27 protein-coding genes and 2 pseudogenes are annotated in these 26,325 nt (G+C 62.7%); 15 read left to right on the top strand and 14 right to left on the bottom strand.

The window, feature by feature from the left end:
* Position 1: 1 nt before the first annotated feature.
* Positions 2-703, bottom strand: a complete 702-nt coding sequence (locus tag AC56QQ_RS01775) for a response regulator transcription factor (RefSeq protein WP_013528337.1) — start codon at positions 701-703, stop codon at positions 2-4.
* A gap of 342 nt (positions 704-1,045) precedes the next feature.
* Between AC56QQ_RS01775 and AC56QQ_RS01770 the strand changes: the two genes are divergently transcribed.
* The 3 genes from AC56QQ_RS01770 to AC56QQ_RS01760 all read left to right on the top strand — a co-directional run bounded on the left by AC56QQ_RS01770 (position 1,046) and on the right by AC56QQ_RS01760 (position 3,898).
* The gene (locus tag AC56QQ_RS01770) at positions 1,046-2,656 is read left to right on the top strand and encodes a phosphoenolpyruvate carboxykinase (RefSeq protein WP_497125332.1); all 1,611 of its coding nucleotides are present in this window, start codon (positions 1,046-1,048) and stop codon (positions 2,654-2,656) included.
* 80 nt (positions 2,657-2,736) lie between these two features.
* Positions 2,737-3,174: an alternative ribosome rescue aminoacyl-tRNA hydrolase ArfB gene (gene arfB / locus AC56QQ_RS01765; protein WP_497125331.1), complete on the top strand. Its 438-nt coding sequence runs from the start codon at positions 2,737-2,739 to the stop codon at positions 3,172-3,174.
* Between the two features lie 112 nt (positions 3,175-3,286).
* Positions 3,287-3,898, top strand: a complete 612-nt coding sequence (locus tag AC56QQ_RS01760; RefSeq protein ID WP_497129271.1) for an alpha-ketoglutarate-dependent dioxygenase AlkB family protein — start codon at positions 3,287-3,289, stop codon at positions 3,896-3,898.
* Between the two features lie 3 nt (positions 3,899-3,901).
* On the opposite strand, the gene AC56QQ_RS01755 is transcribed toward AC56QQ_RS01760, so the two are convergent.
* The 10 genes and pseudogenes from AC56QQ_RS01755 to hisB all read right to left on the bottom strand — a co-directional run bounded on the left by AC56QQ_RS01755 (position 3,902) and on the right by hisB (position 11,367).
* Positions 3,902-5,449, bottom strand: coding sequence for a hypothetical protein (locus AC56QQ_RS01755; protein WP_497125329.1), 1,548 nt, complete (start codon positions 5,447-5,449; stop codon positions 3,902-3,904).
* A 133-nt stretch (positions 5,450-5,582) separates the two neighbouring features.
* Positions 5,583-6,542, bottom strand: a complete 960-nt coding sequence (coaA, locus tag AC56QQ_RS01750; RefSeq protein ID WP_489858841.1) for a type I pantothenate kinase — start codon at positions 6,540-6,542, stop codon at positions 5,583-5,585.
* Positions 6,543-6,566: 24 nt separating this feature from the next.
* On the bottom strand, positions 6,567-6,890 hold the full coding sequence (locus tag AC56QQ_RS01745) for a phosphoribosyl-ATP diphosphatase (protein WP_489858842.1): 324 nt from the start codon (positions 6,888-6,890) through the stop codon (positions 6,567-6,569).
* A 71-nt stretch (positions 6,891-6,961) separates the two neighbouring features.
* Positions 6,962-7,756, bottom strand: coding sequence for an imidazole glycerol phosphate synthase subunit HisF (gene hisF, locus AC56QQ_RS01740; RefSeq protein ID WP_497125328.1), 795 nt, complete (start codon positions 7,754-7,756; stop codon positions 6,962-6,964).
* On the bottom strand, positions 7,753-8,589 hold the full coding sequence (locus tag AC56QQ_RS01735) for an arginase family protein (RefSeq protein ID WP_497125327.1): 837 nt from the start codon (positions 8,587-8,589) through the stop codon (positions 7,753-7,755). Before AC56QQ_RS01735 ends, hisF begins: the two co-directional genes overlap by 4 nt.
* Positions 8,586-9,335: a 1-(5-phosphoribosyl)-5-[(5-phosphoribosylamino)methylideneamino]imidazole-4-carboxamide isomerase gene (gene hisA, locus AC56QQ_RS01730; protein WP_497125326.1), complete on the bottom strand. Its 750-nt coding sequence runs from the start codon at positions 9,333-9,335 to the stop codon at positions 8,586-8,588. Before hisA ends, AC56QQ_RS01735 begins: the two co-directional genes overlap by 4 nt.
* A 4-nt stretch (positions 9,336-9,339) precedes the next feature.
* On the bottom strand, positions 9,340-9,630 hold the full coding sequence (locus tag AC56QQ_RS01725; RefSeq protein WP_091584180.1) for a DUF1330 domain-containing protein: 291 nt from the start codon (positions 9,628-9,630) through the stop codon (positions 9,340-9,342).
* A 5-nt stretch (positions 9,631-9,635) separates the two neighbouring features.
* A complete protein-coding gene (gene hisH, locus AC56QQ_RS01720; RefSeq protein ID WP_497125325.1) occupies positions 9,636-10,286 on the bottom strand; it encodes an imidazole glycerol phosphate synthase subunit HisH in 651 nt (216 codons plus the stop codon).
* A gap of 1 nt (position 10,287) precedes the next feature.
* Positions 10,288-10,763, bottom strand: a pseudogene (locus AC56QQ_RS01715) (DUF2628 domain-containing protein).
* A 4-nt stretch (positions 10,764-10,767) separates the two neighbouring features.
* On the bottom strand, positions 10,768-11,367 hold the full coding sequence (gene hisB / locus AC56QQ_RS01710) for an imidazoleglycerol-phosphate dehydratase HisB (RefSeq protein ID WP_489858848.1): 600 nt from the start codon (positions 11,365-11,367) through the stop codon (positions 10,768-10,770).
* 258 nt (positions 11,368-11,625) lie between these two features.
* Here hisB and hslV point away from each other — a divergent pair, with 258 nt between their 5' ends.
* The 5 genes from hslV (at position 11,626) to AC56QQ_RS01685 (ending at position 15,751) form a co-directional block, all read left to right on the top strand.
* Positions 11,626-12,177, top strand: a complete 552-nt coding sequence (gene hslV / locus AC56QQ_RS01705; protein ID WP_489858849.1) for an ATP-dependent protease subunit HslV — start codon at positions 11,626-11,628, stop codon at positions 12,175-12,177.
* A complete protein-coding gene (locus AC56QQ_RS01700; protein ID WP_497125324.1) occupies positions 12,167-12,694 on the top strand; it encodes a GNAT family N-acetyltransferase in 528 nt (175 codons plus the stop codon). The genes hslV and AC56QQ_RS01700 overlap by 11 nt, the downstream gene beginning before the upstream one ends.
* Before the next feature lie 3 nt (positions 12,695-12,697).
* Positions 12,698-13,303, top strand: coding sequence for a DUF2585 domain-containing protein (locus AC56QQ_RS01695; protein WP_497125322.1), 606 nt, complete (start codon positions 12,698-12,700; stop codon positions 13,301-13,303).
* A 4-nt stretch (positions 13,304-13,307) separates the two neighbouring features.
* Entirely contained in the window at positions 13,308-14,618 is a 1,311-nt protein-coding gene (gene hslU, locus AC56QQ_RS01690; protein ID WP_091584160.1) for an ATP-dependent protease ATPase subunit HslU, read from the top strand.
* Positions 14,619-14,791: 173 nt separating this feature from the next.
* Positions 14,792-15,751: a DUF1402 family protein gene (locus AC56QQ_RS01685; RefSeq protein ID WP_489858852.1), complete on the top strand. Its 960-nt coding sequence runs from the start codon at positions 14,792-14,794 to the stop codon at positions 15,749-15,751.
* Between the two features lie 15 nt (positions 15,752-15,766).
* On the opposite strand, the gene AC56QQ_RS01680 is transcribed toward AC56QQ_RS01685, so the two are convergent.
* From AC56QQ_RS01680 to AC56QQ_RS01670, 3 genes are read right to left on the bottom strand one after another with little or no spacing between them, the layout of a single operon-like run.
* Complete coding sequence (locus AC56QQ_RS01680; RefSeq protein WP_497125321.1) at positions 15,767-17,005, bottom strand: NAD(P)/FAD-dependent oxidoreductase; 1,239 nt, start codon at positions 17,003-17,005, stop codon at positions 15,767-15,769.
* Entirely contained in the window at positions 17,002-17,316 is a 315-nt protein-coding gene (locus AC56QQ_RS01675) for a MocE family 2Fe-2S type ferredoxin (protein WP_497125320.1), read from the bottom strand. Before AC56QQ_RS01675 ends, AC56QQ_RS01680 begins: the two co-directional genes overlap by 4 nt.
* Before the next feature lie 31 nt (positions 17,317-17,347).
* A complete protein-coding gene (locus tag AC56QQ_RS01670) occupies positions 17,348-18,439 on the bottom strand; it encodes a fatty acid desaturase family protein (RefSeq protein ID WP_497125319.1) in 1,092 nt (363 codons plus the stop codon).
* A gap of 169 nt (positions 18,440-18,608) precedes the next feature.
* Between AC56QQ_RS01670 and AC56QQ_RS01665 the strand changes: the two genes are divergently transcribed.
* The 7 genes and pseudogenes from AC56QQ_RS01665 (at position 18,609) to AC56QQ_RS01635 (ending at position 26,143) form a co-directional block, all read left to right on the top strand.
* Positions 18,609-19,640 carry a LacI family DNA-binding transcriptional regulator gene (locus AC56QQ_RS01665; RefSeq protein ID WP_497125317.1) on the top strand — a complete coding sequence of 344 codons (1,032 nt, stop codon included), beginning with the start codon at positions 18,609-18,611 and terminating at the stop codon, positions 19,638-19,640.
* 377 nt (positions 19,641-20,017) lie between these two features.
* On the top strand, positions 20,018-20,959 hold the full coding sequence (locus AC56QQ_RS01660; RefSeq protein ID WP_497125316.1) for a sugar ABC transporter substrate-binding protein: 942 nt from the start codon (positions 20,018-20,020) through the stop codon (positions 20,957-20,959).
* Between the two features lie 100 nt (positions 20,960-21,059).
* On the top strand, positions 21,060-22,136 hold the full coding sequence (locus AC56QQ_RS01655; protein WP_497125315.1) for an ABC transporter permease: 1,077 nt from the start codon (positions 21,060-21,062) through the stop codon (positions 22,134-22,136).
* Positions 22,137-22,198: 62 nt separating this feature from the next.
* A pseudogene (locus tag AC56QQ_RS01650) lies at positions 22,199-22,907 on the top strand (ATP-binding cassette domain-containing protein).
* Between the two features lie 113 nt (positions 22,908-23,020).
* Positions 23,021-24,022: an inositol 2-dehydrogenase gene (gene iolG, locus AC56QQ_RS01645; protein ID WP_497125314.1), complete on the top strand. Its 1,002-nt coding sequence runs from the start codon at positions 23,021-23,023 to the stop codon at positions 24,020-24,022.
* Positions 24,023-24,059: 37 nt separating this feature from the next.
* A complete protein-coding gene (locus tag AC56QQ_RS01640; protein WP_489858858.1) occupies positions 24,060-24,854 on the top strand; it encodes an SDR family oxidoreductase in 795 nt (264 codons plus the stop codon).
* A gap of 197 nt (positions 24,855-25,051) precedes the next feature.
* The gene (locus AC56QQ_RS01635; protein WP_497125313.1) at positions 25,052-26,143 is read left to right on the top strand and encodes a 3-deoxy-7-phosphoheptulonate synthase; all 1,092 of its coding nucleotides are present in this window, start codon (positions 25,052-25,054) and stop codon (positions 26,141-26,143) included.
* Positions 26,144-26,325: the final 182 nt, after the last annotated feature.

Below are 26,325 nucleotides of genomic sequence, written 5' to 3'. Positions count from 1 at the left end.
CTCAAGCCTCGCGGAAGCGGTACCCGACTCCGTAAAGGGTTTCGATCATCTCGAAGTCATCATCGACGGCCTTGAACTTCTTGCGTAGCCGCTTGATGTGGCTGTCGATGGTCCGGTCGTCGACATAGACCTGCTCATCATAGGCCGAATCCATCAGCGCATCACGGCTTTTTACGACACCGGGACGCTGCGCCAGCGAATGCAGGATCAGGAACTCGGTGACGGTGAGCGTCACCGGCTCGCCCTTCCAGGTGCAGGTATGGCGCTCCTGATCCATGACAAGCTGGCCGCGCTCGAGCGAACGTGCCTGCTGGCTGGGCGTCTTGGCCGCGGCTTCACGAGCACTGGCGCGACGCAGCACGGCGCGCACCCGCTCGACCAGCAGACGCTGCGAGAACGGTTTGCGGATGAAATCGTCGGCGCCCATCTTGAGGCCGAACAATTCATCGATCTCGTCATCCTTGGAGGTGAGGAAGATCACCGGCAGGTCGGACTTCTGGCGCATCCGGCGCAGCAGCTCCATGCCGTCCATGCGCGGCATCTTGATGTCGAGGATGGCAAGATTCGGCGGGCGTGCCGCCAGGCCCTCCAGCGCGGACGCACCATCCGTGTAGGTCTCGACGCGATAGCCCTCGGATTCGAGGGCGATCGACACCGACGTCAGAATGTTGCGGTCGTCATCGACAAGCGCGATTGTTGCCATTTCAAGCGGCTCCCTCATGAGCTGTCCCTTCTTTCGTAGAGAAGGGGCTTTTGCAGGACAAATTAGGTACAAAATGTGGCATACGCCCTGTCCGCTGTCACGGGCGGCGTGCCGGCGGTCACAATTGCACCTCACTACGGATTAGACGATCGAACCCTGCCAATCCTTTGGGCAACCGCCGAACTTCTTGCACATATAAACGATTTAAACAACTTTCAAAATATTTAAATCGATTAATGATTTGATATCATTTGACTTTTCTGGTTCTGACCTTCTTAGCCCGCGTAGTGGGCGCGCCGGAAATGCCCCCGGCAGATGCGGCAAACTGAAGAAGGGACCCTCATGTCGGAAGTCGGCAAACGCAATCCTGCTTGCGGGATCGATCGTATCGGCCTGAAAACCACGGGCGTGGTGCGCTATAATTTCGGCGCGGCTGCCCTTTACGAGGAATCGATCCGGCGCGGCGAAGCCCGGCTGACCGCGCATGGCGCGCTGGTCGCCGAAACCGGCCAGCACACCGGTCGCTCGCCCAAGGACAAGTTCGTCGTTCGCGACGGCACCACCGAGCCGCATGTCTGGTGGGACAACAACAAGGCGATCTCGCCGGCCCAGTTCGACACGCTGCTTGCTGATTTCCAGGCGCATGCCGCGGACAAGGATCTTTACGTGCAGGATCTGGTCGGCGGCGCCGACCTGGAACTGAAACTGACCACCAGGGTGATCACCGAATTCGCGTGGCACTCGCTGTTCATCCGCAATCTGCTCATCCGTCCGGGCGCCGCCGAACTCGAGCAGTTCGCGCCTGAGATGACGATCATCGACCTGCCGTCTTTCCGCGCCGATCCCGCCCGTCACGGCACCCGCACCGAAACGGTGATCGCCGTCGACCTTTCGCGCAAGATCGTGATGATCGGCGGCACGTCCTATGCCGGCGAGGTGAAGAAGTCGGTGTTCACCGTGCTCAACTACCTGTTGCCGGCCAAGGGCGTAATGCCGATGCACTGCTCGGCCAATGAGGGGCCGGCCGGCGACACGGCCGTCTTCTTCGGGCTTTCCGGCACCGGCAAGACGACGCTGTCGGCCGATCCGTCGCGCACGCTGATCGGCGACGACGAGCACGGCTGGGGACCGCACGGCATCTTCAATTTCGAAGGTGGCTGCTATGCCAAGACGATAAAGCTGTCAGCGGAGGCCGAGCCGGAAATCTTCGCCACCACGCAGCGCTTCGGCACCGTGCTGGAGAATGTCGTGCTTGGCGCGGACCGGGTGCCGGATTTCGACGACGGTCGGCTCACCGAAAACACGCGCTGCGCCTACCCGCTGGAGTTCATCCCCAATGCCAGCAAGACGGGGCGCGCCAATCATCCGAAGAACATCATCATGCTGACCGCCGATGCCTTCGGCGTGATGCCGCCGATCGCCCGGCTGACGCCGGCGCAGGCAATGTACCATTTCCTTTCCGGCTACACGGCCAAGGTGGCCGGAACCGAAAAGGGCGTGACCGAGCCCGAAGCGACATTTTCGACCTGTTTCGGCGCACCGTTCATGCCGCGCCATCCGTCGGAATACGGCAATCTGCTGCGCGACCTGATCGCCCGGCACCAAGTCGATTGCTGGCTGGTCAATACCGGCTGGACCGGCGGCGCCTACGGCACTGGCAAGCGGATGCCGATCAAGGCAACGCGGGCGCTGCTTGCGGCAGCACTCGACGGCTCGCTGAAGACGGCCGATTTCCGCACCGACGCCCATTTCGGTTTCGAAGTGCCGGTGGCCGTGCCCGGCGTCGACAGCGCCATTCTCGATCCGCGGTCGACCTGGGCCGACAAGTCCGGCTATGACCGGCAGGCGGCAAGGCTGGTCGGCATGTTCATCGACAATTTCGGCAAGTTCGAAAGCCATGTCGATGCCATCGTGCTGGGTGCGGCGCCCCACATGCAGGAAGCGGCGGAATAATCGCCACGTCGCTCAGCACCATTGAAGGCCCGGTCTCGATCGGGCCTTTTCTTTTTGATCCGCGGCGCCATGACTGCGGCATGACGACTGACGACAAGATCATCATTGCCGACGACGCGGTGATCCACCCGGGCGACCTGCACGAGGACTTCATCCGCTCGTCCGGGCCGGGCGGCCAGAACGTCAACAAGGTGGCGACGGCCGTGCAACTGCGCTTCGATGCGCAAAATGCGCCGGGCCTGTCGGAACGCGTGCGCGAGCGCACGATCAAGCTGGCCGGACAGCGCGCCACCAAGGACGGCGTCATCGTCATCGAGGCCGGACGCTTCCGCACGCAGGAGCAGAACCGCGCGGATGCGCGGGCGCGGCTGACCGCACTTGTAGCCAAGGCGGCCGAGCCGCCACCGCCGCCACGCAAGAAGACGAGGCCATCGAAAGGCTCGGTCGAGCGGCGGCTGAAGAGCAAGGCCGGTCGCTCGACCGTGAAAAAGCTGCGCGGCCGGGTCGGCGACGACTGAGTGCGGCCCGGTTCTATTCCAGGTCGGCAAGCGCGGCTTTCGGGTCGTCCTTTGCGGGTCCCCGTGGCAATCTCGCTTGTCGCCACATCAAACGGATTGATTGACCGAAGCCATGCTCGTCCTGCCCAAAGGCGTCCGTCACATGCCCGGTTACCTGTCGCGCGCCGTACAGGAAGCGCTGGTCGAGGATGTGAGACGGATCGTGCAGCAAGCACCCCTGTTCGTGCCGGCCATGCCACGCACCGGCAAGGAGATGAGCGTGCGCATGACCAATTGCGGCCCGCTCGGCTGGGTCACCGACAAGGAACGCGGCTACCGCTACCAGCCGACGCACCCGGTGACCGGCTCACCATGGCCGCCAATCCCGGAGGCGCTGCTCGAGCTCTGGCGGCAGGTCTCGGGCTACCCCAAGCCACCGGAAGCGTGCCTGATCAATTTCTACACGCAGGACGCAAAAATGGGCCTGCATCAGGACCGCGACGAGGCCGATTTTTCGGCACCGGTGGTTTCCGTCTCACTGGGCGACGATTGCCTGTTCCGGGTCGGCCAGACGACGCGTGACGGCGCCACGAAGTCGTTCAGGCTGCAAAGCGGTGACGTCGTGGTGCTCGGTGGCGAAGGGCGGCTGTGCTTTCACGGCGTCGACCGCATCTACCCCTCCACTTCGGCGCTGCTAAAAAATGGCGGCAGGATCAATCTGACGTTGCGGCGGGTCAACCCGTGACTCTCAGTTGATCGAGGTGACTTTTCCAGAACCCTTGCGAAGGTAGACGCGAATGTTCTCATCTTCGCTCAGAACTCGATAGTCATTCATGAAGCTCGAAAAATCGTCACGCTGCATGACGCGTGAAATCCAGGACGTATCCGTTTTCTGCACGATCATCAGGTCGGGCTTCGCGGCTTTCAGCTCGCGTATCTTGGCGTCGAGAAAATTGCGCACGATCGCGTCAAGACGCGCCGCTTCGACCGTGTTGCCCTGAGTACGTGCAATTCCCGCAGAAAGGACAGCGAGGCCGCCAAGCCAATCGCTGCAATAGGCGGATATCCATCGTCCTCCGATCGTCCGCGTAAGCGGATGGCCGCTTTCCATACCCGAACCGATCAAGCCGATAGTGGGATGATCGACTGCGGCGCGCAGGCTTGCAACAAAGTCTGCCTCGGGCTTCCCGCTATATTTGAAAGGCAGCCAATTGATTGCAACAATGGCGGCCAGCAGCATCTTCTGGACAATGTCCAACCGCGCCGCGCCGAGTGCCGATGACCGCTCGACAGCACAGCAGGCGATCGCCGCCAGCATCAGCACCAGCGCCGGATAGGCATGATAGGCCCAACCCTTGCCCTGGTAGACCAGGGGAACAAAGCCGGCAACAGAACCGATCGCCAGCACCATGACCAAGGGCGACAGCGCCCGGCCGTTGCGCAAAAACAGAAGGAAGCAGATCGAAACAACGTATGTTCCGCCGTAGGTGGTGAGCACCGGCCCGTACTGTTTGTAGCGCAAGTAGGTGTCGGCTAGATTCGGGTAGACGTCGCGCATGAACTCGGGATAAAGCCAGAGCACTGCGGCCAGATAGCTCAGGCAGACAAAGCCGACGATCCAGTATTCGATTGCAAACAGCGACCTGATGCTGCGCTGGCGCCACGCCACATAAAATGCCGGCGCTATGATCATGATCGCATAGTAGGGCTTCACCAGCACCATGGCGCTGCCGGACAGACCGGCCAATGCGGCTACCCACCATTCCGGCGGCGATGGCGGGTCATCCGCCGCGCGCCAAGCCATGAGCACCAGCAACGGCAAGAGCAGGGCGACCCCCAGATTCTCGCGCTCGCTGAAACTGTTGCCGGGAAACAGCACGAGCAAAGCCAGAAACGCTGGTAACAGCGTGTAGAGCCCGGAATTTTCGGGGAATCGGGCGCGACGCGCAACGAAGCTGGCAAACCACAGGCCAAAAATGCACAATGCATAACTGTATGCATAGACCAGATATTCCGGCGCGATTCCGAGCAGTTTCGCGAGATACACCGCCGGCAGGTATAGCCATGCGGTGAACGGCGGATTGGTCTCGATCACGTCAATATAGAGGCGATCACCGGCCAGCAGTCGCTCGCTGATCGTGATGTTCCAGCTCGTATCGCCATTGACGCCCCAGTGCATCTGCCAAGGCACGGCAATGGCGAGAACGGCCATCGAGAGAACAAGCGGCCAAAGCCGCAGGGTCCCACCGCTGGCGGCGGGGGCATCAGGACCGGGACGAACCTCGATCGCGCTCATCGCGGCCAACCAATGTGAATGAATGGCGCGTTCACTGCCTGTCGGAGCCCGCGAAGTGTCCTCGGTTCGACAGTAGGAAAGCGGGGTTAAGATGACTTTAAGGGCCTCAGAAATTGAGGAACGTCCCGGAAATTCAGAGTTTCCTGAGCGCCACTTCCTCGACCAGATGGTCGGCGCCCTTGCGCAGGATGAGGTCGGCGCGGGCGCGTGTCGGCAGGATGTTCTCGCGCAGGTTCTTCAGATTGATGTTGGTCCACAGGCCTTCGGCGATGGCACGGGCCGAATCTTCCGAGAGTTGCGAATAGCGGTGGAAGAAGGAGTCCGGGTTGCGGAAGGCGGTCTCGCGCAGCCGCATGAAGCGGGCAATGTACCACTGGTGGATCAGTTCTTCGTCGGCATCGATATAGATGGCGAAGTCGAAGAAGTCCGACAGGAAAGGCACGATCTTGCCGTCCTGCGGCAGCTTGCCCGGCTGCAGGACATTGATGCCTTCGAAGATCAGGATGTCCGGCCGATCGATGGTGACGAACTCGCCCGGAATGACGTCATAGGTGAGGTGCGAATAGACCGGCGCGCGGACATTGGGCAGCGCCGACTTGATGCCCGACAGGAAACGCAGCAGCGCGCCGACATCGTAGCTGTCGGGAAAACCCTTGCGCTCCATCAGGTTTTCGCGGCGCAGGATCTCGTTGGGCAGCAGGAAACCGTCGGTGGTGATGAGATCGACCTTGGGGCTCGAGGGCCAGCGCGCCAACAGCTCCTTCAGCACGCGAGCCGTGGTCGATTTGCCGACCGCGACGGAACCGGCAATGCCGATGATGAACGGCGTCTTGACGATGTCCACCGCGTTGAAGAAAGCTTGGCGTTGCCTGAACAGCAGCTGGCTCGCTTCGACATGCGCCGACAAGAGCCGCGACAGCGACAGGTAGATGCGCTTGACCTCTTCGAGGTCGATTGGGTCGTTGAGCGAACGCAGGCGGCGGAATTCATCCGCGCTCAGCGTCAATGGTGTGTCGGCGCGGAATTGCGACCATTGCTCGGCGGTGAAAAAACGGAAGGGAGAATATTTCTCGGTTGGTGCGAGCTGATCCATCGAGATACCTGCCCTCCCTCGCGGTCAGCCCTTCGGCCGTGATGCCTTCTCGGCGATGCCCGAACGCCCGGTGCGGCTTTCGAGCTCTTTGAGCACGTCGCTCAGCGGAACCCCCGAGAGGCCGAGAACAACGAGCCAATGATATATAAGATCGGCGCTTTCCGAAACGAGGGCCTGTTTGTCGCCCTTCACGGCGGCGATCACCGTCTCGACCGCCTCTTCGCCAAGCTTCTGTGCCGCCTTGTCGATGCCGCGCGCGAACAGTTTTGCCGTCCACGAGTCCGGGTCACCGGAATGGGCGCGTTCCCAGACGGTTTTTTCCAGATCGGACAGTGAAAACTCGGTCATGGGCGTCATCTATCTGCTTGTTTAAGCATGATCTTTTTCCGAAACCGGTTCCCACTTTCCGGGATCATGCTTTAAGGCCGATTGCCGGGTGAGTCCAGCCGCATCGGCAGCCCCGCGGCGGCCATATGGGCCTTGGCCTGCACTATGGTGTAGGTGCCGAAATGGAAGATGGAAGCCGCCAGAACCGCGCCGGCATGACCGTCGCGAATGCCTTCGACCATGTGATCGAGCGTGCCGACGCCGCCGGAAGCGATGACCGGCGCACGTACCGCATCCGCGACCGCACGGGTAAGCGCGATGTCATAGCCGGCCTTGGTGCCGTCACGATCCATCGACGTCAACAGGATCTCGCCGGCGCCGCGATCGACCATAAGCTGGGCGAATTCAACCGCATCGATGCCGGTCTTTTCACGACCGCCATGGGTGAAGATCTCCCAACGGTCGGCTTCGCCGGCGGCTGACACTTTCTTGGCGTCGATGGCGACGACGATGCACTGGTTGCCGAACTTGTCGGCCGCCTCGGCGACGAAATCCGGGTTTTTCACCGCCGCCGTATTGATCGACACTTTGTCGGCTCCGGCCAGCAGCAGCTTCCTGATATCGGCGACCTGGCGCACGCCGCCGCCGACAGTCAGCGGCATGAAGCATTGTTCGGCGGTGCGGGCGACGACGTCGAAGATCGTCTCGCGATTGTCGGATGAAGCGGTGATATCGAGGAAGCAGAGCTCGTCGGCACCGGCCGCGTCATAGGCCTTGGCCGCCTCGACCGGATCGCCGGCGTCGATGAGATCGACGAAGTTGACGCCCTTGACGACACGGCCGTTCTTGACGTCGAGACAGGGGATGACACGGGCTTTCAGCATCACCTTCCCTCTATCGTGGCGATGAGATCGTTGAGCAACTCACCGACCCGCGGCGGAACATCCGCCCGCGCGTCGAAGGCCGGATCGTAGGCTGAAATGGTGATGCCGACGACCGGCACCGCAAGCGCCATGGCACAAGCCGCGTCGCGCAACTGTTCGGGGCTGGGTCCGCCTGGACTGACATAGCGGTTGGCCTGCAGCTCCTTCGGGTCGTGCACGTCCAGATCAAGATGCATGTGCACGCGTTTGGCGCCGGCGGCCTTCAGCTTTTCGGTTGCCTGGGCCACTCCGGGACATTCCGTCCAAATGACCGGCAATGTCTGGAGAAGCTGCTTTTCCGCCGGATCGAGGTCGCGCGCGTTGACGAGCACGCAGCGTGCAGGATCGACCGGCTTGAAACCGGGAATGGCGGCTGCCATCGGCCGCCAGCACAGGCCAAGCACCGTCGCCAGCGCCATGCCGTCGAGGAAGCCATGGATGGATGTCTCGGGCGTGTTGAGGTCGCCATGCTGGTCGGCCCAGATGATCGCATCGGCGCCCTCGCCGGCGACCGCACCGGCGCTGGTCAGGCAATTTCCGGCAAGAACGATGGGAAATCGGCCAGTGTCACGGGCAAGGCGAACCTCGGTCGCAACCGCGTTGCAGACGGCGAAGCCGGTGACGATCTCGCGCTCCTGGTCGTCGCCGACCCTGCCGATGTCCTCGACCACGACGTCGTGGCCGGCCATGATCAGGGCGTCGACGAGACCGCCTGATATCAGCGCGTCCGGACCCTGGCCCATGCCACCGTGATAGTGGCCGCTGTCATACGATGCCAGAATGATGGAGAGCTTCACGGCCGCGTCTCCATCGCCGGCCTGCCCTGCAGGACTGCCAGCGCCTCGGCCGGATCGATGCGGCCGTCATAGAGCGCACGACCGGAAATCGCGCCTTCGAGCTTTTTTGCATCGGGCATGGTCATGCGCACGATGTCGGCGATCGAAGCGAGGCCACCGGAGGCGATGACCGGGATCGACACGGCGTCGGCGAGGTCGATCGTGGCGTCCCAGTTGATGCCGGTCAGCACGCCGTCCCGATCAATGTCGGTGTAGATGATGGCGGCGACGCCGGCGCCCTCGAATTTCTTCGCCAGTTCGATGACGCCGAGGCTGGACGCCTCGGCCCAGCCCTCGACGGCGACCTTGCCGCCCTTGGCGTCGATACCGACGGCCACCTTGCCCGGAAAAGCCTTGCAGGCCTGTTTGACCAGGTCGGGATCGCGCACCGCCACCGTGCCAAGGATGACACGGGCGAGCCCGCGATCGAGCCAGTCCTCGATCTGCTCCAGCGTGCGGATGCCGCCGCCGAGCTGCACCGGGTTCTTTGTCGCCTTGAGGATGGCGCCGACCGCCGCGCTGTTGACGCTCTGGCCCTGGAACGCTCCGTTGAGGTCGACGACGTGCAGCCATTCGAAACCCTGTCTTTCGAAGGCCAGCGCCTGGGCCGCCGGATCGTCATTGTAGATCGTCGCGGTCGCCATGTCGCCGTGCTTAAGGCGCACGCACTGGCCGTCCTTGAGATCGATGGCGGGGAAAAGGATCATCCGTTCAGGCGCCTTCAACGATGACGAAATGGCCGGTCGAGGCGGCAAGCCGGAACTTCGAGGCCTGCTGATATTCCGGCGAATGATAGCATTCGACCGCCTTGTCGTAGGAGTCGAACTCAACCAGCACGTGGCGGTTTCCGGTCGGTCCTTCCGGATTCTCGTAGCGACCGGCCCGCACCGGGAATTTCGCGCCGTACTTCGCGAAGGCAACGGCATTTGCCTCGATGTACTGCTTGTACACCTCCGGGTCGCGGACATCGATCATCGCCATCCAGTAGCCCTTCTTGCTCATATCCTTCAGGGCCTCCAGCGCAGGAAATTGGTGATCAGTGCCAGGCCCAGCGCCTGGCTTTTTTCCGGATGGAACTGGGTACCGACCAGATTGTCGCGGGCGACGGTGGCCGTCACCGGTCCGCCATAGTCGGCAGCCGCCAGGACCTCCTCGGGTTTGCGCGCATCGAGATGATAGGAATGGACGAAATAGGCGTGCAATCCGCTGGTCCCGGTGGGAATGCCGGAAAACAGCGGATGCTGGCGCTTGAGATCGATCGTGTTCCAGCCGATCTGCGGGATTTTCAGGGACGGATCGGCCGGCGTGATCTCCTTGACGTCGCCGGCGATCCAGCCAAAGCCGTTCGTAACCGTCTTTTCCAGGCCTCGCTGCGACATCAGCTGCATGCCGACGCAGATGCCGAGGAAAGGCCGACCCTTTCGAATAGCGACTTCCTCGACCGCTTCCCACATGCCGGCGACGGCACGCAGTCCGGCGGCGCAGTCGGCATAGGCGCCGACGCCGGGCAACACGATGCGGTCGGCGGTGCGCACCCGTTCGGCATCGGCGGTCAGGTCGATGTCGGCGGCAATGCCGGCTTCACGAGCGGCGCGCTCGAAAGCTTTGGTGGCCGAGCGCAGATTGCCCGAACCATAATCGATGATCGCAACCCGCATGTCAGCTTCGTCCCGGAATGTGGGTCAGCCCCAGGGCTATTCCCGGCTGCGCCGGGCGCGCCCGGGCGGCATCCGGGACCATGCGCGGCGGCGGCGCAACCTCACCGGCAAGCGCATCGGCTTCCAGCGCATAGCGTATATCGGCATCGTTGAGCCAGCCGGCCTCGACCACGCCCCATTCGTGCCAGCCGCGGCGGCGAAGCGCCGCGATGCGCAGCCCCTGTCCCTCCAGCCCGACATACAGCGAAACCAGCAGGGACAGCAGCGAGCCGGCCAGCCCAAGGCCAAGCCTTTCGCCAAGCATCGAAAGCAGGCCCATGACGACGAAGGCGAGTGCTGCTTCGATCCACAGCCGGTGCCGGCAAGCCACAATGGCGGCACCAGGAAACCGAGCCAGGTGAAGCCATCGCGGACAAAGGCCGTTACGTCGACCTTTTCACTGCGACCGGGCGGTTCCATGACGACATAGGTGGCCATGACGCTATCCCTTCAAAGATCCCTTGGTGGAGGGAACCGCGTCCGGCTGGCGCGGGTCGCGCTCCAGAGCGGCGCGCAGCGCGCGCGCCACCGCCTTGAAGCAGGTCTCGGCGATGTGGTGGTTGTTGGCGCCGTAGTGGTTGGTGACATGCAGCGTGATGCCGGCATTCTGCGCCAGCGCCTGGAAGAATTCACGCACCAGCTCGGTGTCGAACGTGCCGATCTTCGGCGACGAGAACGACACGTTCCAGACAAGGAACGGGCGGCCGGACACGTCGATCGCGGCGCGCGTCAGCGTCTCGTCCATGGCAAGGTCGATCGAGGCGTAGCGCATGATGCCGCGCCGCTCGCCGAGCGCCTTGGCCAGCGCCTGGCCGAGCGCGATGCCGGTGTCCTCGACGGTGTGATGGTCGTCGATATGCAGGTCGCCCTTGGCCCTGACCGTCATGTCGATCAGCGAATGGCGCGAGAGCTGGTCCAGCATATGATCGAAGAAGCCGACACCCGTGGCGATGTCCGACTTGCCCGAGCCGTCGACATGGACCGACACGGAGATGTCGGTTTCCCTGGTCTTGCGGCTTGCTTCGGCGGAACGGGGCGCCATCACTCTATCCTTGTCCCAGAGGTTCACAGTCCCAGAGGTCCACATCGTGACCGGTTCACGGGGTCCAAGCGCTCGCAGGCTTGAAAACGAAAGCCTTCTATCAGCATGATCCGGCGATTGCCAGTTGCGATGCGGAAAGGTATCGGCCCTGCCGGAGAGGCGATTTGCAATCGTTTGCCCCATGCATACATATGGCCGATCAAAGTTACTCGTACCGCGCCAATCGCCTTTTGGGATCGCGCGAATCGGAGCCAGGAAATGTCGAATGAACTGACCATGCACGCCACGACCATCGTGACGGTGCGCAAGGGCAACAAGGTGGTGATCGCCGGCGACGGCCAGGTCAGCCTTGGCCAGACCATCATGAAGGGCAATGCACGCAAGGTGCGCCGCATCGGCAAGGACGGCAATGTGATTGCCGGTTTCGCCGGCGCCACCGCCGACGCCTTCACGCTTCTGGAACGGCTCGAAGCCAAGCTCGAACAATATCCCGACCAGTTGACGCGCGCCTGCGTCGAGCTCGCCAAGGACTGGCGCACCGACCGCTATCTGCGCCGGCTGGAAGCGATGATGCTGGTTGCCGACAAGTCGATCTCGCTGGCGCTCACCGGCACCGGTGATGTGCTCGAACCCGAATATGGCGTTATGGCCATTGGTTCGGGCGGCAATTACGCGCTGGCCGCGGCACGCGCGCTGATGGACACCGACAAGGACGCCGAGGAGATCGCCCGCAAGGCGATGCAGATCGCATCCGACATCTGCGTCTACACCAACAACAATTTCGTCATCGAAACGCTCAATGCCGCCTGAGAAGGTGGTGCTCTACGATTTTCGGCCGGTGACCGAGAAAGACCTGCCGATGATCGCCGGCTGGCTCGCCGAGCCACATGTCGCGCAGTGGTGGAACGATCCCGAGACGGAAATCGCCGAGATTCGCGAACATATCGACTCGATTTCCGTCGAGCCGCTGATCGTGGAGCTCGACGGCAAGCCGATCGGCTATCTGCAGAGCTACGATCCGCATCTGGAAGACGACCACCCCTATGCCGACCAGCCGTTCGGCACGCTTGGCATCGACCTGTCGATCGGCCGGCTCGAGCTGGTCGGCATCGGCCATGGTTCGGCAATCGTGCGCCGGTTCGTCGAACAATTGTTCGAGGAAGGCGTTCCGCGCGTCATCATCGACCCCGATCCCACCAACGGTCGAGCCATTCGTGCCTATGAAAAGGCTGGCTTCCAGGCCATTGATCGGCGGCAATCAGTCTATGGTGACGTCGTGCTGATGGCGATCGACGCCGACGAGAGCGACGCGGAAGAGGGACAATAGGGCATGAACGCATCCGTATCCAGCGAGGACAAAGACCTCTCGGCCTACGAGAACAGCTGGCGACTGGGACTTCTGATCGTGCTTGGCCTGGTCATTGTCCAGGCCGTCACGCTCTACCTGATGGGCCACCCGCCGATCTGCACCTGTGGTTACGTCAAGCTGTGGCACGGCGTGGTGAACAGTTCCGAGAACTCCCAACACATTTCGGACTGGTACACGTTCTCGCACATCATCCACGGCTTCCTGTTCTACGCGCTGGCGCGATATCTGTTCCCGGGGTCGCCGATCGGGCTGAGGCTGGCATTTGCCGTCCTCGTCGAGGGCGGCTGGGAGCTGCTCGAAAACAGCCCGTTCATCATCGAACGCTACCGCGCCGGCACCATCTCGCTCGATTATTACGGCGACAGCATCATCAATTCGGTGTCTGACACACTGGCCATGGTGCTGGGATTTGTGATGGCGCGAAGGCTACCTATATGGGTGATCGTCAGCCTCGCCATCCTCTTCGAACTCGGTACCGGCTATCTCATCCGGGACAATCTGACACTCAACGTGATCATGCTGCTGCATCCGTTCGAGACCATCAAGCAGTGGCAAAGTGGAATTTAGTGATATGAGCACATTCTCTCCCCGCGAAATCGTTTCGGAACTCGACCGCTTCATCATTGGCCAGAAGGACGCCAAGCGCGCCGTGGCCATCGCCTTGCGCAACCGCTGGCGCCGCCAACAGCTGGAAGGCCAGATGCGCGAAGAGGTGATGCCGAAGAACATCCTGATGATCGGGCCGACGGGCGTCGGCAAGACCGAGATTTCGCGCCGCCTGGCGCGCCTCGCCGGTGCGCCGTTCGTCAAGGTCGAGGCGACCAAGTTCACCGAAGTCGGCTATGTTGGCCGTGACGTCGAGCAGATCATCCGCGACCTGGTCGAGATCGCCATCGGGCTGGTGCGCGAGAAGATGCGCGAGGACGTCAAGGCCCGCGCCCACATCAACGCCGAGGAACGCGTTCTGGAAGCGCTCGTCGGCAAGACGGCGAGCCCGGCCACCCGCGACAGCTTCCGCAAGAAGCTGCGCGACGGCGAGCTGGATGACAAGGAAATCGAGATCGAGGTTGCCGACACCGGCAATGGCGGCATGCCCGGCTTCGAGATTCCCGGCATGCCGGGCGCCAATATCGGCGTGCTGAACATCAACGACATGCTGTCGAAGGCGATGGGCGGCAAGAAGACCAAGACGCGCAAGACGACGGTCAAGGAGTCCTACGGGCTGCTGGTCGGCGACGAGTCCGACAAGCTGCTCGACCAGGACGAAGTGGTGCGACTGGCCCTCGACGCCACCGAGAATGACGGCATCGTCTTCCTCGACGAGATCGACAAGATCGCGGCCAGATCAGACATTTCGGGCGGCCCGTCACGCGAAGGCGTGCAGCGCGACCTGCTGCCGCTGGTCGAGGGCACCACGGTGGCGACCAAATATGGGCCGGTGAAGACCGACCATATCCTGTTCATCGCCTCCGGCGCGTTCCATGTCTCGAAGCCGTCCGACCTGCTGCCGGAGTTGCAAGGCCGCCTGCCGATCCGCGTCGAGCTGCGCGCGCTGGAGAAGGACGATTTCGTCCGCATCCTGACCGAGACCGAGGCGAGCCTGATCAAGCAGTATATCGCGCTGATGAAGACCGAGGGTGTCGAGCTGTCCTTCACCGACGACGCCATCGATTCACTGGCCGGCATCGCCGTCGACCTCAATGCCAGCGTCGAGAACATCGGCGCCCGGAGGCTGCAGACGGTAATGGAGCGGGTGCTGGACGAAATCTCCTACGACGCGCCGGATCGCAACGGCACCGCGGTGACAATCGACGCCGCCTATGTCGAAAAGCATGTCGGCGACCTGTCCAGAAACACAGATTTGTCGCGATTCATCCTTTAAAGACCGGCGCCGGGCTGTTCCGGCGCCGGTTCAGGCAACGCGTTCCGGCAGCTCAATCATGTGTGGCCAGATGGTACCATCTGGCCACCTTTCGTCCTGCCGGGTGAAGGGACGCTCTCGACTCGACCCAGAGCTTTACCTAGTTTGCGCGGCAATTCTTTAGGCGGCGGCGCATGAAAAAACTGATCCTGGTCATTCTCGGCTTGACGCTGGCGGCGACGCTGTTCGCTGCTGACGCAGCAACACTGGTGCCGGCGGGAAACCGCAATGCCGAGCAGCCCGACATTCCGGGCGCCTCGAGCCGGCGCACGCAAGCCACCAACACCACCTTCCAGGCGAAGTACCGCAAGGTCTACGCCCTGCTACAGAACGACGCCGACCTGCGCGGCAAGATCAAGAAGGCAGCCGCCGCCTACGGCATTGATCCCCTGCACATCGTCGGCGCCATTGTCGGCGAGCACACCTACAATGTCGACGCCTATGACCGGCTGCAGACCTATTACGTCAAGGCGATCTCCTATCTGTCGAGCAAGCTGTCCTTCGCCTATGACGGCGAGGACATCACCGATTTCGTGCAGCGGCCGGAATTCAAGAAATGCGCCGGGATGTCCGACAGCTACGATCTGTGGGAATGCCGCGAGCAGGTGTGGAACCATTCGTTCCGCGGCAAGAGCGTTGGCGGGGAGAGCTTTCCCGACGATCGTTTCGGCGCCACCTTCTTCCAGCCCTACTATGCCGGCCAGACCTTCGGCCTCGGCCAGCTCAACCCGCTGACCGCCCTGCAAATGAGCGATCTCGTGCACAAGGTTTCAGGCCTGCCCAAGCTCGATGTCGCCGATCCCAATTCCGTCTACAAGACCATCATGGATCCCGACCTGACGCTGCCTTACGTCGCCGCGACGATCAGGAAATCGATCGACGCCTACAAGAGCATTGCCGGCTTCGACATTTCGGGCAATCCGGGGCTGACCGCCACGCTCTACAATGTCGGCAATCCGGAGCAGCGCGCCTACACGCTGAAAGCCGAGAACGACAAGCGCCGCGCCGCCGGTGAGCCCGAAAAGCTGCCGGAAGAGAACTATTATGGCTGGCTGGTCAACGACAAGCTGCCGGAATTGCGGGCGCTGTTTTAGGGCTCCCGTATGGGCTCAGGCCGCCAGCAACGACTTCAGCTTGATGGCCTGCGAACCGAGCGCGTCCGGCGCCGGCTTCGCCCGCTTGGCGATCAGCATTTCGGCCAGCCTGATATCGCGGGCGACCGCGTTGCCGGGGCCGATGCCGCTGGCCGCCACCAGCCTGCCGTCCTCGGCGAGGTGGAAGAGGATGAAGGCGCCGTCGCCGAGATCGCGGCGCACGGTGCTGCGCCCTTCGTCGGAAAGTCCTGATATCTGCAGGCTCAGGCCATACTGATCCGACCAGAACCACGGCACCGCCGCATGCGCCTCGCCGGTATCAAGCATGTTTCTGGCCGCCAGCGCACCCTGCTCCTGGGCGTTGCGCCAGGCTTCCAGCCGCACCCGGCGGCCGCCATAGACGGCGAGCGGGAACGAGCAGCAATCGCCGGCGGCAAAGATATCGGGATCGCTACTACGCAGTTGTGCGTCGACAGCGATGCCGTTGTCGATCGCCAGGCCGGCTTCGGCCGCAAGCCCGGTCACCGGCACGGCGCCGATGCCGATGATGGCGAGACCGGCGACGATCTCTCGTCCACCGGCAAGCGTCACGCGCACCTCGTTGCCATCGTCGGCGATGGAAGCAATGCCATCGCCGCACAGGATGTCGACACCCTCGGCGACATGCGCATCATGGATGATTTCAGCGATCTCGGCCGGCACGCCGCGCATCAGGATGCGCGGCTGCGCCTCGATGACGGTGACCGCGGCGCCGAGCTTGCGGGCAGCGGCGGCGAGTTCGAGACCGATGAAGCCGCCACCAACGATGGCGATACGGTTGCCAGCGCCGAGATGGGCACGAATGGCCAGCGCATCGGCGAAGGTGCGGAGATAGACGCAACGCGCGCCAAGGCCCGGCAACGGCAGTTTGCGCGGCGTCGAACCGGTGGCCAGCAAGAGCTTGTCGTAAGGCAGGACCGAACCGTCCGACAGGCGCACTTTATGCGCCTCGCGATCGATCGCCACGGCCTGGACGGAATGGATATGCCGGATCGATTTCTCGGCCAGCACCTCGTCGCTGGCGATCGCCCTGATTTCAGGCGCGTCGCTGACCATCGCGTCCTTGGACAGTGGCGGGCGTTCATAGGGCAGATACGGTTCATCACCGACCAGCGTCACCGGTCCCTCATAACCGAGATCGCGCAGCGCCAATGCTGCCCGGCCACCGCATTCGCCGGCCCCAATGATGACCATTCCGCGCGCCATCGCCATCATCCGATCTGAACGAGGACTTTTCCAGCGTCGACCTTGACCGGATAGGTCCGGAGGTTGACGCAGACCGGCGCGCCGCGGGCGTCACCCGTCTTGTAGCTGAAGCGGCCATTGTGCTTGGGGCATTCGATGATGTCGTCCATCACCAGCCCGTCGGCGAGATGCACCTTTTCATGCGTGCAAAGGCCGTCGGTGGCAAAGTATTCGTCGTCCGGGCTGCGATAGATGGCGAAAGTGCGGCCACCATGATCGAAGCGCATCACATCCTCTTCGTCGATATCGCCGGCGGCGCAGGCCGCAACCCAGTCGCTCATTCAGTCCCCTCCTGGAAATCGGATAGCCAGATCATTCCGCCGCGGCGGCGACGGCATCGTCGTGGAATTCCTCGCGGTATGGCCTGGCGGTAGGCGGCAGTTCGCGCTTGAGGAAATAGTCCTCGTTGCGCAGCTGGCGCAGGAAGGCAGGAATCATCTCGCGATAACCGGCCAGGATCGACGGTGTCGGCGCCGGCAGGTCGTGCTTGATCAGCTCATGCAGCTTCGGCAGCGCATGATAGGGCACCATGGGAAACATGTGATGCTCGATATGGTAGTTCATGTTCCAGTAGATGAAACGGCTGATCGGGTTCATATAGACGGTGCGGCTGTTGAGCCGGTGATCGGTGACGTTGTCGGCCAGCCCGCCGTGCTGCAGCAGACCGACCATGACGTGGTGCCAGGCGCCATAGAGCCTGGGCAGGCCGACCAGCATCAAGGGCAGGAACGAGCCGGTGTAGAGCGCCAGCGCGATCGTCGCGGCATAGATCGCCGTCCAGATGCGGGCAATGCGGATCGCCTTTGGCTGCTCCTGCTCGGGAATGAAGGTCTTTTCCGCCGCACTGATGTTGCCGGCGGCATTGCGCAGCATGTCGCTCATCGCATGCCAGGCGTCGAGCACGCCGACGAAGCCGAGGACGGCGCGAGCCAGGTCCGGCGGCCGCATGACGGATATTTCCGGGTCACGGCCGACGATGATGGTGTCGGTGTGATGGCGCGTGTGGCTCCAGCGCCAGGTCACCGGATTGCGCATGATCATGAAGCAGGCGATCTGGTAGACCGCATCATTCATCCACTGCGTCCGGAACGCCGTGCCGTGGCCGCATTCGTGCCAGCGTGAATCGGTGGAAGAGCCATAGAGGACGCCGTAGACGAAGAAGAACGGCACGCACCACCATGTGCCCCAGAACCAGGCGCCGCCGGCGCCACTGATGACCAGCGCGGCGAGCCAGATCAGCGTATCGCGGATCGCCGGCCCGTCGGAGCGCTGCATCAGCTCCTTCATCTGCTTGCGCGGAATCTCCGTGTGATACCATTCGGCCGCCGACAGGCCTGTCTCGACGGCGAGCTGGGCGTCGCGGCCAATCAGGCTGTAGTCACGCCGGGACGGCGTCGTGGACATGGTTGCCTCCCATGGCAAAGGCACCCGCCAAGACGAATGCCTATCCTCCATTAGCTTCAGGCATGAAAATAGCGCCGACGCATGATAGACTCAACATCACAAAGATAGTTTCTATCATTTCCTATCAGAATGATGTAGGAAGGCTGTCGAACAATTCCGTGAGGCAAGCATGGCGAAACGGCCGACCATCACCGATCTGGCGCGCATCTCCGGCGTCAGTGTCGCCACGGTGGACCGCGTGCTCAACAGCCGCCTGCCGGTGCGCGAGGAAACGGCGCGGCGCGTCTACGAGGCGGCGACCGAGATCGGCTACCACGCCGCTGGCCTGATCAAGCAGCGCATGCGTCATGAGTCGCCCGAGTATCGGCTCGGCTTCCTGCTGCTCAGGGGCAATTATGTCTTCTACAGCGAGTTTGCACGCGAGCTTGAACTCGCCGTGTCGCGATCGCAGCGCTTTCGCGGAGTCGCCACAATCGATTTCGCGGACTCGCTGGCGCCGGACGAAATCGTCGAGCGCGCGCGCAAGCTGGCGGCCAAATGCAGGGCCGTCGCCCTGGTCGGACCGGATCACCCCACCTTGACCGTCGCGGTCGAGGAGATGAAGGCGAAAGGACTGCCGGTGTTTTCCCTGCTGTCCGACTTTGCCGCCGGCATTCGCGAGGGCTATGTCGGCCTCGACAACCGCAAGGTCGGCCGCACCGCGGCATGGATGATCTCGAAGGCCGCCAGGCGGCCGGGCAAGGTCGCCCTGTTCGTCGGCAGCCACCGCTTCCACGGCCATGAACTGCGCGAGATCGGCTTTCGTTCCTTCTTTCGCGAGCAGGCACCGGAATTCACCTTGCTTGAAACGCTGGTCAACCTGGAAGCCAACCAGATCACGCATGACACCATCATCGAGCTTCTGGGCCGCCACCCCGACCTCGCCGGCCTCTATGTCGCCGGCGGCGGCATGGAGGGCGCGGTCGCGGCGCTCAGGCAGGCAAGGCCGGCCGAGATGCCCGCGGTCATCTGCAACGAGATCACAGCGGTATCGCGTTCCGCCCTGGCCGATAACATCCTGACCATGGTGATCTCCACGCCACTTGCAGCGCTTTGCCGGGAACTGGTCGACCTCATGGCACATGCCATCGAGACGGGCGCAGCGAATGCGCCGGGCCAGACCTTCCTGCCGTTCGACATCTATCTGCCCGAGAATATCTAGGGGTCTCGATCTTCGAGATTGGCTGAGACGCCTGCCGCTTCGTCTTTCAAACGGAGCAGCAGCGAAGCGACGTCGCGGGAACATCGGCCGATCGTCGGTGTCCGGCTTGGCGGCAAGCGCCCGTGATCCGAAAATCGCGCTTCCGGTTTTGGAATCGCCCTTGACGCCTTGGCGTAAAATGGAATAAATATTTCACCAGCAGTATATTTTGGTTCTTTCGTTCCGGTAACATCTGTTTCAAACAGAGGGTTCGACGTTCCAGCGAATTTGGAAGGCGTCACCCGGGACGGAAATGGCAATCGGGAGAGATTCCCCGGGAGATCGGGGATTCCGGATAGATCGGTGCAGCCGGACACCAAGAGTGGAGGAGAGATACAATGAAGAAACTGCTTTTGGGCGTCGCTTTCGCGGCGCTGATGAGTTCATCCGCCATGGCCGCCAAGATCGGCGTATCGATGGCCAAGTTCGACGACAACTTCCTGACCGTGCTGCGCAATGGGATGATCGCGCAGGCCAAGGGCATGAGCGGCGTCGAGCTGCAGGTCGAGGACGCGCAGAACGACGTTGCCAAGCAGCTTGACCAGATCAAGAACTTCGCCGCTTCGGGGGTCGATGCGATCATCGTCAACCCGGTCGACACCTCGGCTACGCAGGCGATGTCCGATGCCGCGGCCGCCGCCAAGATTCCGCTGGTCTATGTCAATCGCGAGCCGGTCAACGTGGACACGCTGCCGGACAACCAGGCATTCGTTGCCTCGAACGAGGCCGATTCCGGCACGCTCGAGACCAAGGAAGTCTGCCGCCTGTTCAAGGAAGCCGGCAAGAAGGAAGCCAACGTCTATGTGATCATGGGCGAGCTGTCGAACCAGGCCGCCGTGCAGCGCACCAAGGACATCGAAGAAGTGATCGCCACGCCGGATTGCAGCTTCATCAAGATCATCGACAAGCAGACGTCGAACTGGAACCGCGACGAAGCCCAGAACCTGATGACCAACTGGCTGTCGACCGGCAAGCCGTTCGATGGCGTGATCGCCAACAATGACGAAAGCGCCATCGGCGCCATCCAGGCGATGAAGGCCGCCAACGTCGACATGAAGGCGGTCGTCGTCGGCGGTGTCGATGCCACCCAGGACGCGCTTGCCGCCATGCAGGCGGGCGACCTCGACGCAACCGTGTTCCAGGACGCGGCCGGCCAGGGCGCGGGTGCTCTCGATGCAGCGCTCAAGCTGGCCAAGGGCGAGAAGGTCGAACACAAGGTCTACGTCCCCTTCCAGCTGGTGACCCCTGCGAACATCGACAAGTTCCTGAAGAAGAACTGAGCAGCCGGCATACGGAGCGGCGCTCTCACAGCGCCGCTCTTCTTCCCTCGACGCCAGCAAGGCAAGGAGGGGCGACCACGGCTGACGGAGGATAGAAGATTTGGCACAGACATCTCACGGCGTCGGAGGACTCAGCTATGATGCGAGGAAGCGCGCCTGGCCGGCCGAGTTCAACGTTTTCCTGGCGCTTGTCATCCTCATTGTCGTCTTCGAACTGATCGGCAGGATCTTTCTTGGCGACAGCTTCCTGTTCAACACCCGCAGCGATGTCTCAGGGATCTTCAACGAAGCGCGCCTGCAGATCATCATCCTGCAAGTGTCGATCGTCGGCATCATCGCCATCGGCGTGACGCAAGTGATCATTTGCGGCGGCATCGACCTGTCCTCGGGCTCCATCGTCGGCGCGACCGCGATGATCGCCATGAGTTTCGCCCAGGTGGCGACGGTAAACGGCAATCCCAACCCCAAGGCGATGTTCCTGGCGCAAGGCTGGACCGACTTGCCTGTCATCGTTCCGGTGCTGGTGGCGATCGGTTGCGGGCTGCTCGCCGGCCTGGTCAACGGCTCTTTGATCGCCTACACGCGCATCCCGCCATTCATCGCCACGCTCGGCATGATGGTCACCGCGCGCGGCATCGCCAAATGGTGGTCCAAGGGGCAGCCTATCTCGTTTCCCACCGACAGTTTCGCCGCGATCGGCAAGGGCCTGATGCCCGTCATCATCTTCCTGTCGCTGGCCGTGCTGTTCCAGCTGATCATGACCTACACCAGGTATGGCAAGCACTGTTATGCGATCGGTTCCAACGAGGACGCCGCGCGCATGTCCGGCATCAAGATCGCCAACCACAAGATCCTCGTCTATGTCATCGCCGGCGTGCTTGCCGCGCTCGCCGCCGTGGTGCTGAGCTCCAAGAACCTTACCGCCCAGTCCGGCATGGGCGTGATGTACGAACTCGACGCGATCGCCATGGCGGTCATCGGCGGCGTTTCGCTGTCGGGCGGCCGCGGCTCGATCATCGGCACTGTGATCGGCTCGCTGATCTTCGGCGTCATCATCTCCGGCTTCACCTTCCTGCGCCTCGACGCCTACTACCAGGAGATGGTCAAGGGCGTGATCATCGTCGGTGCGGTCGTCCTCGACCAGTGGCGCCAACGCCTGCGGGCATTGAGGGCTTGACCATGTCAGACATCGTCCTGAAAACCGAAAACCTGACCAAGCGCTATGGCGGCGTGCATGCGCTGGAAGGCGCGAACTTCGAGCTGCGCAAAGGCGAACATGTCGCCATCATGGGCGACAATGGCGCCGGCAAGTCGACCTTCGTGCGCCAGATCACCGCGGTCGAGCAGCGCACCAGCGGCCAGATCTGGTTCGACGGCAAGGAAGTGAATTTTACTGGCCCTATCGAGGCGCGCACGGCGGGCATCGAGACCGTGTTCCAGAACCTGGCGCTGGCCGACGATCTCGACGTGCCGTCAAACCTTTTCCTTGGCCGGGAAAAGGTGCTGTTCAATCTCGGCCCGTTCTCGATCCTCGACCGCAAGTACATGCGCAAGGCGACCGAGGCGGCACTGATCCGCACGGCGGTGAAGATCCCCAATCTGTCCAACACCATCCGCCACATGTCGGGCGGCCAGCGCCAGTGCGTGGCGATCGCCAGTGACCGCGACCTTCGCCTCCAAGCTGATCATCATGGACGAGCCGACAGCGGCGCTTGGCGTGCAGGAGACGGCGCAGGTCGAAAACATCATCCGCACGCTGAAGGACAATGGCGAGCCGCTGATCCTGATCAGCCACAACATGCGCCAGGTGTTCGACCTTTGCGACCGCATCGTCGTCTTCCGCCGCGGCCGCATCGTCGCCAATCTGCGCAAGCAGGACACCGACGGGCAGGATGTCGTCTCCTACATCACCGGCGCCAAGACCGGAGAGGCGGAACTCGCGGCCTAGGCCGGGCGCGGAGGCGGTGGTCATCGCCTCCCTGTCGATGTCGTCTTGACCGGAAAATCACCCGCGCCCATGACCGGCGCCGACAGCTTCGAACCACCCTCAAAGGACATTCCATGACTCTCCGCTTCGCCCTCCTCGGTGCCGGCCGCATCGGCAAGGTCCACGCCCGCGCCGTCGGCTCCAACCCGCAGGCCAAACTGGTTGCCGTTGCCGATGCGTTCGAGAAGGCGGCAAAGGAACTGGCATCGGCCTATGGCGCCGAAGTGCGTACGATCGACGCCATCGAAAAATCCGAGGACATCGACGCCGTCGTCATCTGCACGCCAACCGACACCCATGCCGACCTGATCGAGCGTTTCGCCAAGGCCGGCAAGGCGATCTTCTGCGAGAAGCCGATCGACCTCAACGTCAAGCGCGTCGAGAAGTGCCTGGCCGTGGTCGAGAAGACCAAGGCAACGCTGATGGTCGGCTTCAACCGCCGCTTCGATCCGCACTTCGCCGCCGTGCGCAAGGCGATCGACGATGGCGCCATCGGCACCGTCGAGATGGTCACCATCACCTCGCGTGATCCGGGCGCGCCGCCGATTGACTACATCAAGCGCTCGGGCGGCATCTTCCGCGACATGACCATCCATGATTTCGACATGGCGCGCTTCCTGCTCGGCGAGGAGCCGGTGGCGGTCAGCGCGCATGCCTCGGTGCTGGTCGACAAGAAGATTGGCGCTGCCGGCGATTTCGACAGCGTCAGCGTCATCCTGGAAACCGCTTCCGGCAAGCAGGCCATCATCTCCAACTCGCGCCGCGCCACCTATGGCTACGACCAGCGCATCGAGGTGCATGGTTCGAAGGGCATGGTCGCGGCCGAGAACCAGCGCCCGGTGTCGATCGAACTGGCCAACGAGAAGGGCTATACGCGCCCGCCGCTGCACGACTTCTTCATGACCCGCTATCTCGACGCCTATGCCAATGAGATCGCCGCCTTCATCACCGCGGCGACCTCGGGCAAGAAGGCGGCGCCAAGCGGCGCCGACGGGCTCGTGGCGCTGAAACTGGCTGACGCGGCGCTGAAATCAGCCACATCGGGCAAGACCGTCCGCCTCGACACGGCAAAGTAAGAACCGGTATCCGAACCCAAGGCACAGGAGCAGAGCGATGAACGGTTCAGCCGGTCGCAATTCAGAGACGCGCGCCATCGTCACCGGCGGCGCGCAAGGCATCGGCTTCGCCGTCGCCGAGGCCCTGGCCGACGAGGGCTGCCGGGCGCTGGCGCTTGTGGGGCGCTCGCAGGAGAAGGGCGACAAGGCCGTCGCAAGCCTCAAGAAGTCAGGCGTCGACGCGATCTTCATCAGCGCCGACGTCGCCAAGGTGGCCGATTGCAAGCGCGCCGTCGCAACCGCGATCTCGCATTTCGGCACCGTCAACGCGCTGGTCAATGCCGCCGCCACGTCGGCGCGCGGCTCGCTGGTCGAAACCTCCGAGGACGTCTTCGACCAGATCTTCAACACCAATGTGCGCGGCCCCTTCTTCCTCATGCAAGGGCTTGTAACGCATCTGTTGGAGCGCAAGGCGCCGGGTTCGATCGTCAACGTGCTGTCGATGTCGGCGCATGCCGGCCAGTCGTTCCTCGCACCCTATTCGTCGAGCAAGGGTGCGCTGATGACGCTGACCAAGAATGTCGCCAGTGCCTACCGGCGCAATCGCATCCGCTGCAACGCCGTGCTGCCCGGCTGGATGGACACAGAGGGCGAGGACATCGTGCAGAAGAAATGGCACGGCGCGACCGACGACTGGCTGGAAAAGGCCGAGGCCGCGCAACCGATGGGCCAGTTGGTGAAGCCGGCGCAGCTCGCCCGGCTGATCACTTACATGATCAGCCCGCAGGCCGGCGTCATGACCGGGTCGCTGGTCGACTACGACCAGAACATTGCCGGAGTGGTCGGCGAGTAGCAGGTGACAAACGCTTCAGCTTCGACTATATGAGCCGCATGATCAACCTGACCGCCACGTATTGGTACTTTAGGAGCTCGCTGGCGGCGGGAGGATTGCGCTCGATCTGAAGATCGCAGCATCAAGATCCGACAAGCCGCCAGACCTGGCGGCTTTTTTGTTTCAGCCGGCAGGTCTCCTAACAGGAGCAGAAAGCCGTGTTGACCACCACAGATGACCTCAGGGTCAAGGAAATCAGGGAATTGAGTACGCCGGACCAGGTGATGCGGGAGATCCCGCGCACGCTGACGGCGACGCGCACCGTGACCGCGTCACGCAACGCGATCCACGCTATTTTGAACGGTACCGACGATCGGCTGCTCGTCGTCGTCGGGCCTTGTTCGATCCACGATCCGGTCGCCGCCGTGGACTATGCCAGCCGTCTGGCGGCGCTGCGCGAAAGCCTGTCGGATCGGCTGGAGATCGTGATGCGCGTCTATTTCGAGAAGCCGCGCACGACGGTCGGCTGGAAAGGCCTGATCAACGATCCCGATCTGGACGGCAGCTTCAACATCGACAAGGGGCTCAGGATGGCGCGCAACGTGCTCTCCGCCGTCAACAATCTCGGCCTGCCGGCGGCGACCGAATTCCTCGACATGACCACCCCGCAATACATTGCCGACCTCGTCGCCTGGGGCGCGATCGGCGCGCGCACGACCGAGAGCCAGATCCACCGCGAACTCGCATCCGGCCTGTCCTGCCCGGTCGGCTTCAAGAACGGCACCGACGGCAATCTGCGGATCGCGGCCGAGGCGGTGAAATCCGCCGCCCAGCCGCATCACTTCATGGCGGTGACCAAGGGCGGGCGCAGCGGCATCGCGACGACCACCGGCAATGAGGACTGTCACGTCATCCTGCGCGGCGGCGTTCAGCCCAACTATGATGCGGCGAGCGTCGAGGCCGCCAGCGTGGAACTCGGCCGCATCGGCGTCGCACCCCGGCTGATGATCGACGTCAGCCACGCCAACTCAAGCAAGAAACCGGAGAACCAGCCGAAGGTGGCGGCCGATGTCGCGGGCCAGGTCGCGGCGGGCGACGAACGCATCATCGGCGTCATGATCGAGAGCAATCTCGTCGCCGGCCGGCAGGACGTCGTGCCCGGCAAGCCGCTCGTCTATGGCCAGAGCATCACCGACGGCTGCATCGACTGGGTGACCACCGAGACGGTGCTGCACGGCCTTGCCGGCGCCGTCGAGTGGCGCCGGTCGGCGCGCCGCGCCATGATGAAGAGCCGTCAGGGAGCCGCCTGAGAAAGGCACATCGCCACACCTTCTCCCCTTGTGGGAGAAGGTGGATCGGCGCGCAGCGCCGAGACGGATGACGGGTGCTGGAAGAAACGCTGCGTTAAAATATATAATGATTTTAAATGCTTAAGACTTCCAAGTAGCGATCTGTCCAGCACCCCTCATCCGACCGAGCTTCGCTCGGCCAC

This window comes from Mesorhizobium sp. RCAM 05099 (assembly GCF_059683685.1).
The sequence above is the reverse complement of the archived record's forward strand: the minus strand, read 5'-3'. Positions and strand labels throughout refer to the sequence as shown.

What these genes read in the sequence shown, in the direction of transcription:
- AC56QQ_RS01685 (WP_489858852.1), top strand. Translation starts at nt 14,792, where the DNA reads ATGAAAAAACTGATCCTGGTCATTCTCGGCTTGACGCTGGCGGCGACG.
- hslV (WP_489858849.1), top strand. Translation starts at nt 11,626, where the DNA reads ATGTCGAATGAACTGACCATGCACGCCACGACCATCGTGACGGTGCGC.
- AC56QQ_RS01700 (WP_497125324.1), top strand. Translation starts at nt 12,167, where the DNA reads ATGCCGCCTGAGAAGGTGGTGCTCTACGATTTTCGGCCGGTGACCGAG.
- AC56QQ_RS01665 (WP_497125317.1), top strand. Translation starts at nt 18,609, where the DNA reads ATGGCGAAACGGCCGACCATCACCGATCTGGCGCGCATCTCCGGCGTC.
- AC56QQ_RS01680 (WP_497125321.1), bottom strand. Translation starts at nt 17,005, where the DNA reads ATGATGGCGATGGCGCGCGGAATGGTCATCATTGGGGCCGGCGAATGC.
- AC56QQ_RS01695 (WP_497125322.1), top strand. Translation starts at nt 12,698, where the DNA reads ATGAACGCATCCGTATCCAGCGAGGACAAAGACCTCTCGGCCTACGAG.
- AC56QQ_RS01745 (WP_489858842.1), bottom strand. Translation starts at nt 6,890, where the DNA reads ATGACCGAGTTTTCACTGTCCGATCTGGAAAAAACCGTCTGGGAACGC.
- AC56QQ_RS01770 (WP_497125332.1), top strand. Translation starts at nt 1,046, where the DNA reads ATGTCGGAAGTCGGCAAACGCAATCCTGCTTGCGGGATCGATCGTATC.
- AC56QQ_RS01760 (WP_497129271.1), top strand. Translation starts at nt 3,287, where the DNA reads ATGCTCGTCCTGCCCAAAGGCGTCCGTCACATGCCCGGTTACCTGTCG.
- AC56QQ_RS01725 (WP_091584180.1), bottom strand. Translation starts at nt 9,630, where the DNA reads ATGAGCAAGAAGGGCTACTGGATGGCGATGATCGATGTCCGCGACCCG.
- hisB (WP_489858848.1), bottom strand. Translation starts at nt 11,367, where the DNA reads ATGGCGCCCCGTTCCGCCGAAGCAAGCCGCAAGACCAGGGAAACCGAC.
- iolG (WP_497125314.1), top strand. Translation starts at nt 23,021, where the DNA reads ATGACTCTCCGCTTCGCCCTCCTCGGTGCCGGCCGCATCGGCAAGGTC.
- AC56QQ_RS01670 (WP_497125319.1), bottom strand. Translation starts at nt 18,439, where the DNA reads ATGTCCACGACGCCGTCCCGGCGTGACTACAGCCTGATTGGCCGCGAC.
- AC56QQ_RS01675 (WP_497125320.1), bottom strand. Translation starts at nt 17,316, where the DNA reads ATGAGCGACTGGGTTGCGGCCTGCGCCGCCGGCGATATCGACGAAGAG.
- coaA (WP_489858841.1), bottom strand. Translation starts at nt 6,542, where the DNA reads ATGGATCAGCTCGCACCAACCGAGAAATATTCTCCCTTCCGTTTTTTC.
- hisA (WP_497125326.1), bottom strand. Translation starts at nt 9,335, where the DNA reads ATGATCCTTTTCCCCGCCATCGATCTCAAGGACGGCCAGTGCGTGCGC.
- AC56QQ_RS01775 (WP_013528337.1), bottom strand. Translation starts at nt 703, where the DNA reads ATGGCAACAATCGCGCTTGTCGATGACGACCGCAACATTCTGACGTCG.
- arfB (WP_497125331.1), top strand. Translation starts at nt 2,737, where the DNA reads ATGACGACTGACGACAAGATCATCATTGCCGACGACGCGGTGATCCAC.
- AC56QQ_RS01640 (WP_489858858.1), top strand. Translation starts at nt 24,060, where the DNA reads ATGAACGGTTCAGCCGGTCGCAATTCAGAGACGCGCGCCATCGTCACC.
- hisH (WP_497125325.1), bottom strand. Translation starts at nt 10,286, where the DNA reads ATGCGGGTTGCGATCATCGATTATGGTTCGGGCAATCTGCGCTCGGCC.
- AC56QQ_RS01660 (WP_497125316.1), top strand. Translation starts at nt 20,018, where the DNA reads ATGAAGAAACTGCTTTTGGGCGTCGCTTTCGCGGCGCTGATGAGTTCA.
- hslU (WP_091584160.1), top strand. Translation starts at nt 13,308, where the DNA reads ATGAGCACATTCTCTCCCCGCGAAATCGTTTCGGAACTCGACCGCTTC.
- AC56QQ_RS01755 (WP_497125329.1), bottom strand. Translation starts at nt 5,449, where the DNA reads ATGAGCGCGATCGAGGTTCGTCCCGGTCCTGATGCCCCCGCCGCCAGC.